Origin of the sequence: Chryseobacterium sp. RR2-3-20, assembly GCF_017808115.1 — a bacterium.
In the GTDB taxonomy this organism is placed as follows: domain Bacteria; phylum Bacteroidota; class Bacteroidia; order Flavobacteriales; family Weeksellaceae; genus Chryseobacterium; species Chryseobacterium oryzae.
This window is the reverse complement of record NZ_JADQBD010000035.1, coordinates 1-17,510: the sequence shown is the minus strand read 5'-3', so window position 1 is coordinate 17,510 and position 17,510 is coordinate 1. Positions and strand designations below refer to the sequence as shown.

The following is a 17,510-nucleotide window of genomic DNA, read 5'->3' as shown; positions in this document are numbered from 1 at the left end:
AAATACAACTAAAAAAATGATGAAACTAAACTTTTTATAATTTTTGGTATATGTTTTGATTTCGATTATACAATTAAACTTTTTAAAATGAAAAAACTATTTTCCATATTGGCGATATCTTTATTAACTGTAACTGTTATAAGTTGTGATAATAGAGATGATACTACTGTTGTAGATAATACAGCACATGCACAAGTAAAAGATGTAACAGGTACATTCACTTCTGGTGGGGGGTACAAATTAACACAACCCCTAAGTATTTCCAATACTACTGTGGTTTTAGTTTATAGAAATGTTGGAACAGGTAGTGGCGCAATTTGGCAACAAATTCCAAAAACATTTTACTTAGACGATAACTTATCTTTCCCTGCAGACAGACAGTTAGATTATAACTTCGATTTTACTACAACAGATGTTCAAATAAGAACAGAAGCTAATTTCAACCAGTCTACACAGATGACTAATGATGAAAAATCGCAATTTTTAGTAAATCAAACATTCAGAATAGTTTTAGTTCCTGGAGTTGCAGGTAAAACATCTACGCCTGTAGATTATAGTGATTATAATGCTGTTATTAAATATTTTAATATTAACGACAAATTATAAAATAAATAAGAATCTTTTCAAATTTTTATAATAGAAAGCTCCGAACTACTACTGTAATTCGGAGCTTTTGTTTTTTTATTTTGATTTGTTCTCATTCATCTAAAAAATGACCGAAGAAATCTTTTTTGGTTTTAAGATAACCTTTACTTATTTCATTAGCAGGAATTTGTAAAGGAATTCTTGAATTGAGATGAACATTACTCTGCTCAACAAATTTTACCTTTTCAGGATTATTGGTGAGAAGATTGATATCTGTAATATTAAGTTGGTTCAAAATCTCTATGGCTACAGAAAAATTCCTGTCATCTGCAGGAAGTCCAAGCTGGAGGTTTGCCTGTACAGTATCAAATCCTTTTTCCTGAAGCGAATATGCTTTGAGTTTATTGATAATTCCTATATTTCTGCCTTCCTGTCGGAGATATACGATTATACCTCCATTCTCATGCATAAATTTCATTGCCGCATCCAGCTGTTGCCCACATTCACATTTTTTAGAGTGAAAAACCTCTCCCGTAATGCATTCAGAATGAAAACGTACATTGACGGGTTTTGAAAAGTCGGTATTTTCAGCAATTATTGCCATGTGAGGCATCCAGTCGTTTTCGTTATCCGAAAAAGCGATCATTCGGAAAGTACCATGTTCTGTAGGAACGTTAGCTTCCGCCTGAATTTTAATCATTGAATAATTATAATTTGTTTATTTTTTGGTATTTACAGCATTTTCCATGACAGAAATATTGGTTTTTATTCTTACCAAATATCTGTTAAGAACTTCATCATCATCCTTTTTAAGGTACTTGCGAAGCTTTTGGATGTTTTTGTAAGATTTCTCCATGCTCTTTAAGGTTTTGCTTTTTCCGCTGATATTTCCAGCTTCAATTGCATAAAGATAATTCTGAAGAGTATACTTTAAACTTACAATTTCATCGTTTAAAGCTGAATTGGAAAACTTCGGAAATGAAGAAATAAGATTGGTAATTTCTGAAGCATTTATATTTTCGGAAATATTAATCGTGATTCCCTTGCTTGTGTCCGAATCTCCACCAGATGATACATTACTGGAAATTGGGGAAAGATTCAGCTTTTCTGTAGCACAGGAAGTCATAAAAATATATACTATTCCGAGAATACAAAGTCTTTTCATTTTTTCTCCTTTTGGTAAAGGATTGGGTTAAGACTTTCATCATTATACATCTTCATCTGTTTGTATACTTTCATCTTAACATCACCGTTTTCTATATCTTTCAATAACTGATCAATCGAAGTAGATAAATCGTTTTTCTGAGAAAGAAGAACATCTAATTTCGCCTGACATGCAATTCTATGTTGCTCTGTTGCAGATTCTCTATTCGCTTCTAAATCCATATGAAAAATTTTCAAAGCTAAAATAGACAGTCTGTCTACTGCCCACGCAGGAGTTTCAGTATTAATTTTCGCTTCCGCTTTAGGATCTATATTTTTATATTGATCTAAAAACCAACCATCTATAAATTCTACGAGATCTGTTCTTTTTTGGTTGGATGCATCTATTGCTCTTTTAAGTTGCAAAGCTTCCAACGGATTAATATTCTCATCTCTGATAATATCTTCTAAATGCCATTGCACGGTGTCAATCCAATTCTTAGCATACAAAATACGTTCCAAACTTCCTTCAGAAAATGGGTTTGATGGTATTGTTTCTACGTTATCTAATACATGATAGTCTTCAATAGATTGATTGAAGACTTTCCAGGCAGTTTCCGAAAAATTCATGAAAACAAAGAGTTTTTAGTTGCTGTTCGTTGTATTGTTAGAAGATGTGTTTTCCGTTTTCGTTTCTGGTTTATCTTCTCTAGCAGCATCTTTAAATTCTTTAATTCCAGATCCTAGACCTTTCATTAGTTCAGGAATTTTTTTTCCACCGAAAAGCAATAAGATTACAAGTATTACCAAAATCCAATGCCACGGTGCAAATGGTGTTAATATCGTTAAAAAATTCATTTTTTTTATTTTTGCAAAGTTAATTTAAATTTTTAATATGCAACCCAATTTAATGGATCGACTGCATTATTCCCGTTCCATATCTGGAAATCTAAGGTATATGTTCCATCAAAATCTTCTGCAACAGTTCCTACAACAGTTCCCGCTGAAACCTGCTGGTTTTTAGAAACTGTGTTATTGCTAAGATTAGAATAGATGGTGAAATAATCACCATGCTTTATCATTACGGTTTTTGTGCCATCTGCCGAAGGAATTACCTGAGAAACTGTTCCCGGAAAAACTGCTCTTGCAGAAGTTCCTTTAGCTACAGCTATTTTAATACCATTATTCTCCTCCCAAATAGATTTGAATACAGGGTGTTGCTGTCTTCCGAATCTATGAGTAATGGTTCCTGATGCAGGCATCGAAATTCTCCCTTTACTCGCAGCAAAATTACTTCCTGCGGAAGATGAAACTCCAAAATTGGTCATTGCTTTTGTTTCTGCAGCTTTTTTCTCAGCATCCTTTTTCTTTTCCAAATCCGATTCTGCGGCTTTGGCAGCAATAAGTTTATCGTTAGCTTCTTTGGCACGCAATGCCGCTTCATCAGATGCTTTTTTGGCTGCTAACTTTCTTGCTTCATCTTTTGCGGCAGCTTCGCTTTCTGCTCTTTTAGCAACCAAATCTGCGGCTTTTTTAGCTTCAGCTTCGGCTAATTTTCTTTGTTTTTCTAAAGCTTCAGCTCTTGCTTTATTTTCTGCATCTATTCTTGCCTTTTCTCTTTCTGCAGCAAGTTTTGCCAAACGAATTTTTTCAGCTTCAGCTTTTTTTCTGCTTTCTTCTTCAGCTTTGGCAATTCTTATTTCCTCTGCAATAATAGATCTTATTTTTCCTTCAAGAGCTTTAGACTGAGCCTGTTTTTGTCTGAGTTCTGCCGTAAGTTTGGTTTCGTTCTTCTTAAAATCGTTTACCAATTGTTCTTTCTGCTGTCTTTCCACATTAATAGTTGTTAAATCTTTTTGCTGATTCACCAATAATGTTTCCTTTTCTGTAGCAGATTTTTTCTTCAGTTCGACAGATTTTTTCAAATCTTGGGCAGCAGTAGTAATTTCTGCAGCTTTTTTATCTTGATAATCTGAATATTTTTTTAAGTAACGAACCCTTCTTAAGGCTTCGCCCAAACTTTTGGATGACAAAATAAAAGTAACTTTATTCTGAACTCCTTTACTTTTATAGGCATTTACCAAAACCTGCGCATAGTTTTTTCTTAAAACGGCAAGTTCTCTATTTTGTCTGTTTATTTCTAACTGACGAAGATAAATTTCGTCTTCAATAAATCTTTTTTCTTTCTGAGTATTGTTATAAACCTTTTCTCTAAGTGCTAATTTTTGGTTAACATTATTAAGATAAGATAAAGATAATTTAGATTCATTTCTGGTTTTTGCCAGATCTGAATTTATTTGAGCTATTTGTTTTTTAAGATCTGCATTCTGTTTTTGCAACTGTTCCTTATTTTGTTGACCAAACTGCAATCCGAACGTCAAAAAGCCTATTAAAATGCTAATTTTTTTAATCATTTAATATCAATTTTCTTGTAGCTGCCCGGAACGGAATAAGGTGTTTCCATCCTGGAAAAGTCAAATTTCGTATTTTCAATTAAAATTTGGCTCGATTTTGACCCTTTTATAATTATTTTAACATTTTTTGGAAGCTTTACTTCGTTGGGAAATGTTTCCCAATTTTCGTAAATTATTTCTATAGCGTCATTGGATTTTACATCTTGTAATTTAACCCAATTCAGATTGAAATCGTTGGTATACTGCATTTCTAATTTGTATTCTCTCACATTGTCTTCTGTTACAATTTTCTGGTTCGCAATAGAAGTTAGCTGATAACCCATAGAATTTTTTACAATATTAGAATTACTGTTCGTAATTTTCATAAAGGTGCGCCCCATCAGTATTTTTTCCAACGTTTTGTAGTCGATAAAATTAACATTTAGAAGGTTGTTAAGATATTCAAAATCAGAATCGATATAATTTTTATTGTATCTGTCGATAGCTTTAATTCCCTCTGGGGTAATGAGTGCTCTTGCTGCCGGAATTATTAAAAATGAGATATTTGCCCATATTTTTTTATCGTTTTCAATGTATATTGTTGCGTCTAAAGGGCTTACTCTGAGCTGGTCGGCTGTAATTTTACTGCTGATTTTTACTGCATCGAATTTTGGGTGAAGAAGAATGTTTTCATAGAAAGTTAAACGGTCCTGTATATTTTTTGCATCTTTCGGAACCATTATACTGTCCGATTTTTTCACCTGAGTGCTGTCGTATTCGGATGAATTCTGAGCCAATGCTTTTTTAGACCTACAAGAAACCACCAATAATATTAATAACAGTAAAAAGCCCCAGTTTTTCATAAAATATCTTTAAAATTTATTTTGAAGTGGTCATAAACTTTATCAATTTAAAACCACATTCATTTTTTTGCAATATTAACGCCAAACCACACAAAATAGTATTGTGTGGTTTTAGTATGATGTATTTTAAATATTATTTAGACAGGAAATCGAGTACGGAAAAATCTCCTAAGGAAATCTCTCTGGCTACTCCAAAATATTGTGCAGAACTTCCAATCATAGAATTGGAAAGGTTTCCGTGATCGATAACAGTTTTTTCCTGTATTAAAGAATTGTCTATATTCGAATTAATCACTTTAGTTCCTTTTCCTAATGAAACGTAAGGACCTATTTTAGAATTTGAAATTTCTACTCCTTCACCAATATAACAAGGCTGTATAATTAATGAATTCTGAATATTTGCAGACTCAGGATACTCTGTAAAAAGATGTTTTTCGTACTCTAAAATTTTTCCATTGGTTTCTACCGTTGCATTTTTGTTACCACAATCCATCCAGTCATCAACCTTTCCTAAAGAAAATTTAGCATCTTTTTTACGAAGATTTTCCAATGCTGTTGTTAGTTGGTATTCTCCGCTCACTTTAATATCATTTTCCATGATATAATTAATTTCAGCCATTAGTTTTTCAGCAGAATTGAAATAATAAATCCCAATAATAGCAAGATCTGAAACAAAAGTCTGAGGCTTTTCTATAAAGTCTGTTATGAAACCATAATCGTCTAATTTTACCACCCCGAAAGCAGAAGGATCATCTACTTTTTTCACCCAAATAACACCATCTGCATTGGTATCTAAAGTAAAATCTGCTTTAAAGAGAGTATCTGCAAAAGCAATCACAACATTACCCTGCATCGACTGTTCTGCACATTTTATTGCATGAGCGGTTCCTAAAGCTTCATTTTGAACATAAATACTCGCTTTTGCACCAAGACTTTCTGCAATTTTAATTAAAGATTGCTCTACTTCTGCACCGAAATCACCAATAATAAATGCAATTTCTTCAATTTTTTCTCCGGCAACTTTTGCAATATCTTCTACCAATCTCTGTACAATTGGTTTGCCCGCGATAGGAATAAGAGGTTTAGGCACCGTTAAAGTATGTGGTCTTAATCGGGAACCTTTTCCCGCCATAGGGACGATAATTTTCATATATTGTTTTTTAATATTCGAGTTTTAAATTTTTTTGATACGATTAATAATTTTTTCAGGAATTATTTTTTCATTTTTTATTAAAATAGCAGCCAAAAGTATAAATATAACATTTCCCAGCCAAATGTTTTGTTTTAAATATTGATAACACAGCAATGAACAAAGTATTGTTACCAAAATAACAATGATATTTTTATAAATATTGTAAGATACTGGATATTTATATTGTCCCCAGATGTACGAAATAACCATCATTACAAAGTAACTTGCAAGTGTTGCCCACGTAGATGCCCAATACCCAAATTTTGGAATAAAGTAAAAGTTGATAAGAATTGTGACAGCAACTCCAATACCCGAAATATATGCTCCAATAATAGTTCTGTCTGTAAGTTTATACCAAATAGAAAGATTAAGATAAATCCCTAAAAACAAACTTGCAAAAAACAGAATGGGCAAAATTCCTATTCCTTCATAATATTCTGGATTATTGATGTATATTTTTGCAATCCACTCAAGATTTACAGATAAAAATAGAACAATAATACAATTTACCGCAATAAAAATATCCATAAGTCGTACATACATCTGTTTGGCATTTTTGTTCTTGGAACTACTGAAGAAAAAGGGTTCTATACCTAATGCATAAGCCTGTCTAAAAAGAACTACAAAAGTAACCACTTTAGCCACACCTCCGTAAACTCCTAATTCATGTCGCCCTATTTCTTCGGGTAACAAAAATTTCAAAAATTGCCTGTCGAATGTTTCATTGATAATTCCTGCTAAGCCAGCAATGGTAATAGGCCAAGAATACTTTATCATCTTCTTCCACAGCTCCCAAGAGAAATATTTTATTCTCGCAATAAAAAGCTCTTTTGAAAGCATTACGAAGGTAACAACACTTGCTACAAGATTGGCAACAAATACATACCCTATACCAAATTTCGGATTGTATTTTAAACCCAAAATACCGTTTGGATATTTTGGAAGTATAATGATAAAGAATACCACCAAAAGAAAATTGATAATACCATTGGTGATTCTTATTCCCGCATATTTTAAAGGTCTTTCATTTTTTCTGAGCATTACAAAAGGCATGGCACAGAATGCATCCAAAGCTAAAGTCACAGTAAGAATTGCTAACAAATCTACCTGATCTGGTGTCTTAAAAGCATTTGCAAGTGGTTGCCTATATAATAATGTGAAAACGAGATAAACCAAAGTTACCGCCAGAACACTGAAAAAAGAAGTTGAAATCAGCTTTCTATCATCTTTTTCATCCAAAGCAAAACGGAAGAAAGTAGTTTCCATTCCGTGGGTTAAAAGTACAGCGATAACGCCTGCAACCGAATAAAAATCGGCATAAGGGGAATAAGCAGATGGACCGAAAGTTCTTGTGATAATAGGATTAATTACAAATGGAAAAAGCCTTATAATAACAGTTGTTAATCCATACAGAGCAGTTTGTCCGAGCAGTTTCTTCAAAACGATAATATTTTTTGCAAAGGTATAGTTTTAATTAAAAAATGTAAAAAAACTTCATCACTACATTTTTGCCTGTACCTTATCACAGAAAATCATACCAAAAGACGTATTTTTACAGAATGTAATTCGAATACAATTTACAATGAAAATCCTAATAAAAAATGCTCAAATCGTTAATGAAGGAATAGTTTCTGAAAATGATGTCCTTATTGAAAATGATATTATTTCTAAAATTGCCAAAAATATTTCTGAAGAAGCAGACCAAATTATCGATGCTTCAGGAAAATATCTTTTACCGGGCTTAATTGACGATCAGGTGCATTTCCGAGAGCCGGGCTTAACGTGGAAAGGTGATATTGAATCTGAATCTAGAGCTGCAATCGCTGGTGGAACTACAAGCTTTATTGAGCAACCGAATACCGTTCCGAATGCCGTAACTCAGGAATTACTGGCGGATAAATACGAGATTGCTTCAAAGAAATCATTTGCGAATTATGGTTTTATGATGGGCGGAACCAATGATAATCTTGAAGAAGTTCTGAAAACCAATCCGAGAAATGTTCCCGGAATTAAATTGTTTCTCGGTTCTTCCACAGGAAATATGTTGGTTGATAATCCGGAAACTTTGGAAAATATTTTCAGCAATACCAAAATGCTGATTGCCGTTCACTGTGAGGATGAAGCCACAATTCGTGAAAACACTCAAAAATATCTGGATGAATATGGCGAAGATATTCCGGTAAAATTTCATCATTTAATTAGAAGTGAAGAAGCTTGCTACAAATCTTCTTCAAAAGCCATTGAACTGGCAAAAAAGACGGGAGCAAGATTGCACGTTTTCCATTTGTCAACAGCGAAAGAAACAGACCTTTTCAGAAATGATATTCCTCTAAAAGATAAAAAAATAACGGCTGAAGTTTGTGTTCACCATCTAACGTTCACCAACGAAGATTACGAAACAAAAGGCGGCTTAATAAAATGGAATCCCGCTGTAAAAACGCAAAAAGACAAAGACGGACTTTGGGAAGCGTTGCTGGATGACAGAATTGATGTGATTGCGACCGACCATGCACCCCATTCTTGGGAAGAAAAGCAAAACGTTTACACCAAATGTCCTTCCGGAGCACCTTTGGTACAACATTCTTTAACAGTGATGCTGGAAAACTTCAAACAAGGAAAAATTTCTTTAGAAAGAATTGTTGAAAAAATGGCTCATAACCCAGCAATTTTATTCAGAATAGAGAAAAGAGGTTTTATCAGAGAAGGCTACAAGGCAGATTTGGTTTTGGTAGATTTGAATAAAAACTGGACGGTTGAGAAAGAAAATATCCTTTACAAATGTGGTTGGAGTCCGTTGGAAGGAATGAATTTCAGCACCAAAGTTACCCATACGTTTGTGAACGGAAATTTGGTGTACGATAATGGAAAAATAAATGAAGAAAAATTCGGAGAGCGACTGCTTTTTGAAGTGGAAAATTAAATTTTATATATCGTAAAAGAAACAAGGATAGATTTAGATTTTAAAATTTACAATTATTCTTGTTTCTTTTCTTTTATCATTTTTTATCTGTTTTTTCGGCAAAACGAAATCCAACTCCGTGAATATTTTCTATAGCAATACTTTCCTCATCAGAAAATATTTTTCTCAGCCTCGATATAAAAACATCCAGACTTCGTCCCATAAAATAATCATCATCTCCCCAGATTGCGTTCAGGATTTCCTGTCTTTTCAGAACAGAATTTTTGTTCTTGATGAATAGTAGCAACAAATCTGATTCTCTTTGCGTAAGCGAAACCTCTTTACCGTTTTTATCTTGCAGAATATAATTTTTTGGATCAAAGGAGAAACTTCCCACTGTGTAATTAGAGGATTGAACATCTATTTTTCGTGATCTTTTCAGAAAAATTTCAATTTTTAAAATTAATTCTTCAATGCTGAAAGGTTTTACCAAATAATCGTCTGCTCCAATTTTCAGTCCTTTAATACGATCTTCTTTTAAAGATTTTGCAGAAATAAAAATAATAGGAATATCCGAATTTTTATTTCTGATGTATTGGGCGAGTTCAAAACCATCCATTTTAGGCATCATAATATCGAGAAGGCAAATATCAAAATCGTTATTATTAAATGCTTCCATTGCAGATTTTCCGTCTGAACAGTAATGGATATCATAATGATTTTCTAAACTGTCCTGAATTAGAAAAGCAATTGTTTGATCGTCTTCGGCATATAAAATCTTAGATTTACTCATCTTTTAATTTTGATAGGGTGTAAAAATCGACAATGTAATGCCTTTATCTGTATTGTTTTGCAAAGAAATCTTCCAGTGGTGTAGCTGAACCATCTTTTTTACATAAAATAAACCAAGACCAAAACCACTTACCTCATCCGATTTCTGAGTATTAATTCTATAAAACTGAGTAAAGACAGAATTGATATTATGGTTTGAAATCCCAATCCCATTATCTTTAAATTTCAAATATAATCCTTTTGCATCTTTGGTTTCAAAAATTTGAATATGAGGATTTTCTTCACAATATTTTATGGAATTGTCTATAATATTATGCACCATATTGCTGAAATGAAATTCGTCTGCAACAATATGAGTGGAGTTTTCAACCTGAATGTCGATTTTTACATTTTCATTTTTTTGCTCTATCTGATTTTTAATATCATTCAAAAATAAAGAAAGATTCAGTTTTTGGAGATTCAGCTTTACTCCGGAAGCATCGTTTTTAGCAATATTAAGAATCTTTTCTATGTGAAGATTGAGCTTATTGCCCTGATTGGCGATGATGGAAGCATAAGTTTTCAGTTTTTTGCTGTTTTGAACCTCTTCTTGCTGATGCAATGCTTCTGCCGCCAAAAGTATGGATGATAAAGGAGTTTTGAACTCATGCGTCATATTATTAATGAAATCTCTCTGAAGTTCTGAGAACTTTTTCTGCTGAATAATGGTATAAATAGAGTAAACATATACAAAAAGTATAATAATTAAAGCTATCGTAAGTAAATACCAAAATTTAAGAGAACTTACAAGATAAGCCGTTTTGTCCGGAAAACGAATCGAAAAATAATATACCAGATTTTTGTGCTTCGGGAAGGTAATTACTTTATCCTGAATGTCTTCTTCATGGGTAGAAACATATCTTCCGTAAACCATTCGGTCGCTGTGGCAGTTATAAACAGCATACACATAATCTGTATTGATCTGAAATCTCGTGAATTCAGTTTTTAAATAATGTTCTAAAATACCGGGATCAAATTCGTTGTTAATGTTAACTACATAATAATCGTTTGCCACATTCTGAACCGGATTTTCTGTAAAAGTCACTTTAGAACCATACAGCTTTTTAACCACTTCTAGTAAAGCCAAATTAACTTTCTGATTGAATTTTTTGTCTTCGAGATGATAAGCCTGTCTTGTCCAGAGAAGCTGAGCAACTAAAATCCCAATAATTGCTACAAAACCTAAGCTGATGATGATATTTAGTCTTTTAATCTCCATATTTCCAAGCAATATTATTTAAAAAAAAGATAATTTTAATACTGTTAACAACTCATTAACAAACATTAGATACCAATTAACAATTTTTTTCGGAATTGGGTTTTACATTTGTTATATCAAATAAACGTTAGAATAATTATTAATTTTAAAATCAAAAAACCTATGAAAAAATTTACAATTTCTGCACTTTTAGCAGCTTTGGCATTTTCACCTTTTTATGCCAATGTTTTACCTGTTGAAAACCTGTCTGTAATTAAAGTTTTAGCAGACATCAAATGGAAATCTGAAACTATTGATGTAGGAAACATTCCGCAAGGAAAACCAAAATTAATCAGATTTGAGTTTACCAATACAACAGGAAAACCAATTATGATAGAAAATGTAGCTCCGTCTTGCGGGTGTACAACAGCCAATTATACCAAAGGTGAGATTAAGCCAGGAGCAAAAGGTTTTGTAGAAGCAAGTTATAATGCTGCAAGTGCAGGAGCATTTACTAAAACAGTAACTGTTACAACCAGCGATACGAAAACTCCTAAAACCCTTTCTTTTAAAGGAAATGTAATAGCTAATAAATAACCAGTTAGTTTAATTTAATAATTGTAGCACGAGGCTGTCTCTACTGAGATAGCCTCTTTTTTTATTGTTCCTGAAACTTAATATCTCATGCATAACTTAAAAAAACAATTAAAAGAAATTTTACAGTAAATTTACAAAGCTTACATTATTAAAAATATTATTTAATATGAACTTATATACCCAACCCATGCTTCGTGAAGGAGCATTAAAAGACAAAGTTGCCATCGTAACAGGCGGCGGAAGCGGTCTCGGAAAAGCAATGACAAAATATTTTCTGGAACTCGGTGCAAAAGTTGTCATCACATCCAGAAATTTAGAAAAATTGCAGTTAACCGCTAAAGAACTGGAAGAACAGACTGGCGGGAAAGTACTTTCTGTAGCTTGTGACGTTAGAAACTGGGACGAAGTGGAAGCAATGAAAGAAGCTGCAATAAAAGAGTTTGGAAGAATTGATATCCTTCTCAACAATGCAGCCGGAAACTTCATTTCGCCAACCGAAAGATTAACGCATTCTGCCTTTGATTCTATTTTAGATATCGTATTGAAAGGAACTAAAAACTGCACACTTTCAATCGGGAAATACTGGATCGATAATAAAATCCCGGGAACAGTTCTAAATATTGTAACCACATATTCCTGGACGGGTTCTGCGTACGTAGTTCCTTCTGCATGTGCAAAAGCCGGCGTTTTGGCAATGACGAGAAGTCTTGCCGTAGAATGGGCAAAGTATGGAATTCGTTTTAATGCGATTGCACCGGGACCTTTCCCTACAAAAGGTGCATGGGATAGGTTGCTTCCGGGAGATTTGCAGGAAAAATTTGATATGAGAAAAAAAGTTCCGCTCAGAAGAGTTGGAGAACATCAGGAATTGGCAAATCTTGCCGCATATTTGGTTTCAGATTATTCTGCTTACATGAATGGCGAGGTTGTAACGATAGATGGTGGCGAATGGCTTCAGGGTGCGGGTGAATTTAATATGCTGGAAGACATTCCGCAGGAAATGTGGGATGCTTTAGAAGCAATGATTAAAGCTAAAAAATCAAATTGATTATAATATTTGCTTAAATTTTCTTCTGTACAATTATAATTTAGGCGAAAATCAGTTTTCAGGAAAATTTATTTCAAATCCAATTCCTCTGAGGGATTGGATTTTTATTTCGTAATCATGCTGAAAATATTTTCTCAGCCGACTGATAAAAACATCGAGACTTCTTCCTGTAAAATAATCGTTGGTTTCCCACAGATTATTAAGAATATCATCTCTTTTTATAGTTTTATGATTGAATTTAAGAAGATAAAGCAACAACTCATTTTCTCGAATCGTTAATCTTATCTTTTCATTTGGATGTATGAGAAGAAGTTTTTCCGTATCTAAAATGTAAGTCCCTATTTTATATTGAGTAATCGATTCTGAAATTACAGATCTTTTCAGAATATTTTTAATTCTCAAAGTAAGTTCTTCGGGATCGCATGGTTTAGAAATATAATCATCGGCACCAATTTTCAACCCTGTTAAACGATCTATTTTCTGGTTTTTGGCAGTTAAAAACAAAATAGGAAAGTCTGGTTTTTCCTTCAAAATCATTTTCGCCAAAGAAAAACCATCAATATTGGGCATCATAATATCTAAAATCCCAATATTAAAATTAAAATCCGACTTTAAAGCACAAACAATATCTTCCGGATTCTGAAACCAAAAAATTTCGAAGCCTTCCAACTCCAGATACTGTTTCAAAATCATTCCGAAGTCTGAATCGTCTTCTGCCAAAAGAATTTTAATATTCATAAGGAATAAAAATTTTAAATATTGTTCCTTCGTTCACCACGCTAGAAACTTCTATTTTACCGTTATAATTTTCGATGATTTTCTTTACAAAAAACAAACCTAAGCCTAATCCTTTACTGTTGTGGATGTTATTAGACTGTATTCTGTAGAATTTTTCAAAAATACTATTCAGTTCTTTTTTTTCCATTCCGATTCCGTTATCAGAAATGGTAATTTCCAGTTTATTTTGAATGGTTTTTAATTCGATTAAAATTCTAGAAGCACCATATTTAACGCTGTTTTCACAGAGATTTTTAATTACGGTCTCCATTAACTTTTTATCGAAGGGAAGCACATCCGAACTGAAATTGTTCAGTTTAAACACTGTATCTGGATAGGTAAAAGCTAAATCGTTAACAAAAAAATCCCAGTCTTCCCGATATATTTTTGAATTTCCCTCAATAGTTTCTTCGGCGTGAAGTTGCAGCATGAGATCTTCTAATCTGGAGATTTGTCGGTCTATTAAAGGAAAAATTTCTGGATTGTACTCTTTTTTTAATGTTTTAGATGCAATTTTCAGAGTGGCAATCGGGGTTTTAAATTCATGAGAAATATTATCTACAACGGTATGGAGAACTTCTACCTGTTTTTGCTGTTTAATGAGATTATTAACAGTAAAAATATATAAAATTAAAACACTGAGAAGTATGGCGATGCAACATAAAATAAGCAAAGTGAGTTCTTTGAAAACGATTATGTTAATATTTAAAATTTCAAAATCGGTTTTACTTCGTATAAGAAAAGAATCTGTTTTCTTAAAAGTATCATTTTTTCCGGAGGTAGAGGTAGATTTTGTTTCCCATTTTCCGGTTTGGGATACACCGGGTTGCTCTACCTTATTATTTGTTTCATAGAAAATGATGGGATTCTTAATTAGCTTTGTACTGTCTGGAATTGAAATAATGGATAAATAAACAATTCTTGCAGCAACATTATATCCTTCTTTTTTAAATTGACTGTCAATGTAATAGCTGAGTTTATTTCTGGTTTTATTTCTGTTTTCTGTAAAATAATTAAGAAATTCTTTTTTACTGATTTCTTTATGAGCGTATTTTGTAAGAATATTTTTTGAACTTTTCTTATCCTGTTCATCCAGCTCGCCCAAATCTTCCAAATCATCAATATGTTTAGTGATTTTAGAAAGAACCGAAGTATAGATTTCTCGTTTCTTCACCTGATAGGTTTTATACATAAAGTAAACCTGTATTCCTAACAAAAGCAGGAACAGACCAGCAAAAAGCCAAACCAGATATTTACTTCTAGAAATCATCTTGGCAAATATATACAATTAGAAAACTTAGTTTTTTGTATTAACCTCTCATTAACCTTCCATTAACCCAAATATTCATTTTCAATAAAGAATTTTGTCGTGTTCAATCAATCAAAAACAATTGTCATGTATAAATATCTATTACTTCTGGTATTTCCTGTTTTCATTTTTTCACAATCAAAAAAAATATCGGGAAGTATATCGAATACCGAAAAACAACCGCTCGATTCTATTAGAATTGATTTATTTTCTGCTGATAATATTTTATTTAAAAGTTTACTCACGAATCAGGAAGGAGAATTTTCATTTGAAAATATTCCGAATCAGTCTTTTAAAATTAAAATTCAGGACGAAAATTATCTGTCCTACGAAAAAATCATCAATACTGAAAACACCAATAAAAAAATAGAAATTATTCTGAAAAACAATCACAAAGAAATTGAAGGAGTATCTCTCACCAAGAAAAAACCTTTAGTGAAAAGAAAAGTAGACAGGCTTGAATTTAATGTAGAAAATTCTAATATATCTTCTCTCAATGCATGGGAAATTCTAAAAAAAACACCTCAGGTAACTGTTAACAATGATCTTTTGGCAGTAAAAGGTGGAACGTCTGTTCTGATAACCATCAACGATAAAAAAGTGATGATGAGTGGCGAAGAACTCAAAAATTTTCTCGAAAACACTCAAGGTGATGATGTAAAATCTGTGGAAGTCATTACCAATCCACCGGCAAAATATGAAGCTGAAGGTTCTGCAGTTTTAAATATTGTAATGAAGAAGAACAAAATTGAAGGATATCGCGGAATTATTTCTTCCAAATACGTTCAGACTCAATATGCAAAAGGTGTTGCGGGTATTTCTCAATATTATAAAAAAGACAAAATTTCTGTGATGGCAAGTTATTTTAGAGGAACAGGCACTTATTACAGGGAAGAAACAGGATATGTAAATTATCCTGAAGATGCTACAACATGGATAAGCACAATGAACCGAAAAGATCAGGCAAAAAGCCAAAATACCTTAAATTTTAATATTGAATATGAAATCGATACTCTTACCACAGCAAGTTTGAATTATTCTGGTTACTTCAATCCAAAATCTATTGGTACATACCATGTTCCTACCATTATTTACAATTCGCAGAACATTGCTCAATCTAACTATACTACTATTAATGATCATTACTCGAGGACTATTAATAATTCTTTAAGCTTTCAGTTAGACAGAAAACTGAATAAGAAAAGCAGTATTTCATGGATTAATTATTTCACAGGAAATAACGCCACGAAATATCAAGATGTACTTACATTTCTGAATTTCGCCAATCAAAATCCTAAAGAGAATAACTTCATCACAGATCATAAAAATAACGTCCAGCTTTATTCCACACAGCTAGATTACCAATGGAAAGGCAACCGGCTAGAATTAGAGTCGGGCACTAAATATAGTTTTGTAAAAACAGACAGCAAACTCAGCTTTTCTGATAACGAAAATGGTTCATTCGAATACAAACCTTTAAAAAGCAGTAATTTTGATTATAAAGAAAACAATTTTGCTCTTTATGCATCTTTAGCCTATAATGTCGGAAAATGGAATTTTAAAGGTGGACTCCGTACTGAAATGACAAATCTTGAAGGCATCGTTTCGGAACCTTATGAAGTGAACAAAAATAATTACTGGAGCTTATTTCCAACATTTTATGCTCAATATACTACAGATAAAAAGCACGAATTTGGATTCTCCTACGGAAAAAGAATCAGCAGACCATTTTATTCTTGGCTTAATCCTGCGAAATCTTACTACAATCTATTTTCCTATTATCAGGGAGATCCTAAACTCAAAGCAACCATTACTCATAATCTTAATTTAACTTACTCTTTTAAAAACTGGAATATTGATTTTTACTACCGTAAAGAGCTTTTCCCGTCCATGGAAATTTCTTTTCAAGAACACGAAAACAATAATTTGATCTATTATTATACTAATATTGAAAAAGGAGAAGCTTTCGGAATGAGTCTTTATAAAAATTTTGAAATAAAACCATGGTGGAGTTTAGTGGTTTCTGAAAATCTTGAGCACAATGAAAATTACTTCAAGGGAATTGATGGAGTCTTAAATAAAAATAAAGTTTGGAACTGGGTCTCTAATATTTCAACAAGTTTTACATTGGATAAAAATTCTGACTGGAAAATGGAAATCGGACAAAATTATTATTCACCGGCAATTCAGGGGACTTTCAGAATATCCAGTTCATGGTCTGCATACTTTGTAATGAACAGAAAGTTTTTCAATAAAAAGTTAGAAACTGCTCTTATTTTTAATGATATTTTTAAATCAACAAAACAAAAAGTAAGTACAAAATATGGCAATCAGGATAATTATTTTTTAGATTATCAGGATACACAAGGTTTTACTATTTCTCTAAAGTATAATTTTGGAAATCAATCTGTAAAAAATACCAAAACCATTAAAAAATCCGATGAACAGGAAAGATTGTAATAGATGAATTTTACTCTTTACTTAGATTATGAAAGAAAATTAATATTGTAATAGAATAATTCTCTAACCACTATTTTGTTTTATGTTTTTAAATTATTTTAAAACATCATTTAATGAATATGAATATCCGTAATTTATCATAACTTTTGTATATTTGTAGTAATCAAACAATTAGATATGAATTTATTCAGTTTTTCAGCACATTTTGGGACAGA

General features: G+C 32.4%; 17 protein-coding genes. 5 read left to right on the top strand and 12 right to left on the bottom strand.

All coding sequences use genetic code 11. From position 1 onward, the window contains the following. Positions 1–108 precede the first annotated feature (108 nt). The gene (locus IV513_RS09365; RefSeq protein WP_209390312.1) at positions 109–606 is read left to right on the top strand and encodes a hypothetical protein; all 498 of its coding nucleotides are present in this window, start codon (positions 109–111) and stop codon (positions 604–606) included. A 91-nt stretch (positions 607–697) separates the two neighbouring features. Here IV513_RS09365 and ribA read toward each other — a convergent pair whose 3' ends face one another. The 8 genes from ribA to IV513_RS09325 form a co-directional block, all read right to left on the bottom strand. Further along, positions 698–1,285, bottom strand: a complete 588-nt coding sequence (ribA, locus tag IV513_RS09360) for a GTP cyclohydrolase II (RefSeq protein WP_209390311.1) — start codon at positions 1,283–1,285, stop codon at positions 698–700. Between the two features lie 18 nt (positions 1,286–1,303). Beyond that, on the bottom strand, positions 1,304–1,750 hold the full coding sequence (locus IV513_RS09355) for a hypothetical protein (protein ID WP_209390310.1): 447 nt from the start codon (positions 1,748–1,750) through the stop codon (positions 1,304–1,306). Beyond that, positions 1,747–2,358, bottom strand: a complete 612-nt coding sequence (locus tag IV513_RS09350; RefSeq protein WP_209390309.1) for a DUF4254 domain-containing protein — start codon at positions 2,356–2,358, stop codon at positions 1,747–1,749. Before IV513_RS09350 ends, IV513_RS09355 begins: the two co-directional genes overlap by 4 nt. Positions 2,359–2,373: 15 nt before the next feature. Further along, positions 2,374–2,586, bottom strand: a complete 213-nt coding sequence (locus tag IV513_RS09345) for a twin-arginine translocase TatA/TatE family subunit (protein WP_209390308.1) — start codon at positions 2,584–2,586, stop codon at positions 2,374–2,376. A 32-nt stretch (positions 2,587–2,618) separates the two neighbouring features. After that, a complete protein-coding gene (locus IV513_RS09340) occupies positions 2,619–4,142 on the bottom strand; it encodes a murein hydrolase activator EnvC (RefSeq protein WP_209390307.1) in 1,524 nt (507 codons plus the stop codon). After that, positions 4,139–4,984, bottom strand: coding sequence for a DUF4292 domain-containing protein (locus tag IV513_RS09335; protein WP_209390306.1), 846 nt, complete (start codon positions 4,982–4,984; stop codon positions 4,139–4,141). Before IV513_RS09335 ends, IV513_RS09340 begins: the two co-directional genes overlap by 4 nt. Before the next feature lie 133 nt (positions 4,985–5,117). After that, entirely contained in the window at positions 5,118–6,134 is a 1,017-nt protein-coding gene (locus IV513_RS09330; RefSeq protein ID WP_209390305.1) for a sugar phosphate nucleotidyltransferase, read from the bottom strand. 24 nt (positions 6,135–6,158) lie between these two features. Next, complete coding sequence (locus IV513_RS09325; protein ID WP_245168908.1) at positions 6,159–7,616, bottom strand: lipopolysaccharide biosynthesis protein; 1,458 nt, start codon at positions 7,614–7,616, stop codon at positions 6,159–6,161. A 142-nt stretch (positions 7,617–7,758) separates the two neighbouring features. Between IV513_RS09325 and IV513_RS09320 the strand changes: the two genes are divergently transcribed. Continuing rightward, positions 7,759–9,096 (top strand): dihydroorotase, encoded by a 1,338-nt coding sequence (locus IV513_RS09320; protein ID WP_209390304.1) that lies wholly within the window; start codon positions 7,759–7,761, stop codon positions 9,094–9,096. A 76-nt stretch (positions 9,097–9,172) separates the two neighbouring features. Here the strand turns inward: IV513_RS09320 and IV513_RS09315 are convergent, their stop codons facing one another. Both IV513_RS09315 and IV513_RS09310 read right to left on the bottom strand, forming a co-directional pair. Next, entirely contained in the window at positions 9,173–9,868 is a 696-nt protein-coding gene (locus IV513_RS09315) for a response regulator transcription factor (protein WP_209390303.1), read from the bottom strand. 3 nt (positions 9,869–9,871) lie between these two features. After that, the gene (locus IV513_RS09310; RefSeq protein ID WP_209390302.1) at positions 9,872–11,125 is read right to left on the bottom strand and encodes a sensor histidine kinase KdpD; all 1,254 of its coding nucleotides are present in this window, start codon (positions 11,123–11,125) and stop codon (positions 9,872–9,874) included. A 162-nt stretch (positions 11,126–11,287) separates the two neighbouring features. On the opposite strand from IV513_RS09310, the gene IV513_RS09305 reads away from it, so the two are divergent. Then, positions 11,288–11,701 carry a DUF1573 domain-containing protein gene (locus IV513_RS09305; RefSeq protein WP_209390301.1) on the top strand — a complete coding sequence of 138 codons (414 nt, stop codon included), beginning with the start codon at positions 11,288–11,290 and terminating at the stop codon, positions 11,699–11,701. Positions 11,702–11,867: 166 nt separating this feature from the next. Then, entirely contained in the window at positions 11,868–12,749 is an 882-nt protein-coding gene (locus IV513_RS09300) for an SDR family oxidoreductase (RefSeq protein ID WP_209390300.1), read from the top strand. Positions 12,750–12,800: 51 nt separating this feature from the next. On the opposite strand, the gene IV513_RS09295 is transcribed toward IV513_RS09300, so the two are convergent. Both IV513_RS09295 and IV513_RS09290 read right to left on the bottom strand, forming a co-directional pair. Then, a complete protein-coding gene (locus IV513_RS09295) occupies positions 12,801–13,487 on the bottom strand; it encodes a response regulator transcription factor (protein WP_209390299.1) in 687 nt (228 codons plus the stop codon). Further along, positions 13,477–14,796, bottom strand: a complete 1,320-nt coding sequence (locus tag IV513_RS09290; protein WP_209390298.1) for a sensor histidine kinase KdpD — start codon at positions 14,794–14,796, stop codon at positions 13,477–13,479. The genes IV513_RS09295 and IV513_RS09290 overlap by 11 nt, the downstream gene beginning before the upstream one ends. Before the next feature lie 126 nt (positions 14,797–14,922). Here IV513_RS09290 and IV513_RS09285 point away from each other — a divergent pair, with 126 nt between their 5' ends. Then, positions 14,923–17,295 carry an outer membrane beta-barrel family protein gene (locus tag IV513_RS09285; protein WP_209390297.1) on the top strand — a complete coding sequence of 791 codons (2,373 nt, stop codon included), beginning with the start codon at positions 14,923–14,925 and terminating at the stop codon, positions 17,293–17,295. Positions 17,296–17,510: the final 215 nt, after the last annotated feature.

Bases quoted from the DNA above. Each gene is read 5' to 3' on its own strand.
- ribA (WP_209390311.1), bottom strand. From the start codon at position 1,285: ATGATTAAAATTCAGGCGGAAGCTAACGTTCCTACAGAACATGGTACT.
- IV513_RS09355 (WP_209390310.1), bottom strand. From the start codon at position 1,750: ATGAAAAGACTTTGTATTCTCGGAATAGTATATATTTTTATGACTTCC.
- IV513_RS09350 (WP_209390309.1), bottom strand. From the start codon at position 2,358: ATGAATTTTTCGGAAACTGCCTGGAAAGTCTTCAATCAATCTATTGAA.
- IV513_RS09345 (WP_209390308.1), bottom strand. From the start codon at position 2,586: ATGAATTTTTTAACGATATTAACACCATTTGCACCGTGGCATTGGATT.
- IV513_RS09340 (WP_209390307.1), bottom strand. From the start codon at position 4,142: ATGATTAAAAAAATTAGCATTTTAATAGGCTTTTTGACGTTCGGATTG.
- IV513_RS09335 (WP_209390306.1), bottom strand. From the start codon at position 4,984: ATGAAAAACTGGGGCTTTTTACTGTTATTAATATTATTGGTGGTTTCT.
- IV513_RS09330 (WP_209390305.1), bottom strand. From the start codon at position 6,134: ATGAAAATTATCGTCCCTATGGCGGGAAAAGGTTCCCGATTAAGACCA.
- IV513_RS09320 (WP_209390304.1), top strand. From the start codon at position 7,759: ATGAAAATCCTAATAAAAAATGCTCAAATCGTTAATGAAGGAATAGTT.
- IV513_RS09315 (WP_209390303.1), bottom strand. From the start codon at position 9,868: ATGAGTAAATCTAAGATTTTATATGCCGAAGACGATCAAACAATTGCT.
- IV513_RS09310 (WP_209390302.1), bottom strand. From the start codon at position 11,125: ATGGAGATTAAAAGACTAAATATCATCATCAGCTTAGGTTTTGTAGCA.
- IV513_RS09305 (WP_209390301.1), top strand. From the start codon at position 11,288: ATGAAAAAATTTACAATTTCTGCACTTTTAGCAGCTTTGGCATTTTCA.
- IV513_RS09300 (WP_209390300.1), top strand. From the start codon at position 11,868: ATGAACTTATATACCCAACCCATGCTTCGTGAAGGAGCATTAAAAGAC.
- IV513_RS09295 (WP_209390299.1), bottom strand. From the start codon at position 13,487: ATGAATATTAAAATTCTTTTGGCAGAAGACGATTCAGACTTCGGAATG.
- IV513_RS09290 (WP_209390298.1), bottom strand. From the start codon at position 14,796: ATGATTTCTAGAAGTAAATATCTGGTTTGGCTTTTTGCTGGTCTGTTC.
- IV513_RS09285 (WP_209390297.1), top strand. From the start codon at position 14,923: ATGTATAAATATCTATTACTTCTGGTATTTCCTGTTTTCATTTTTTCA.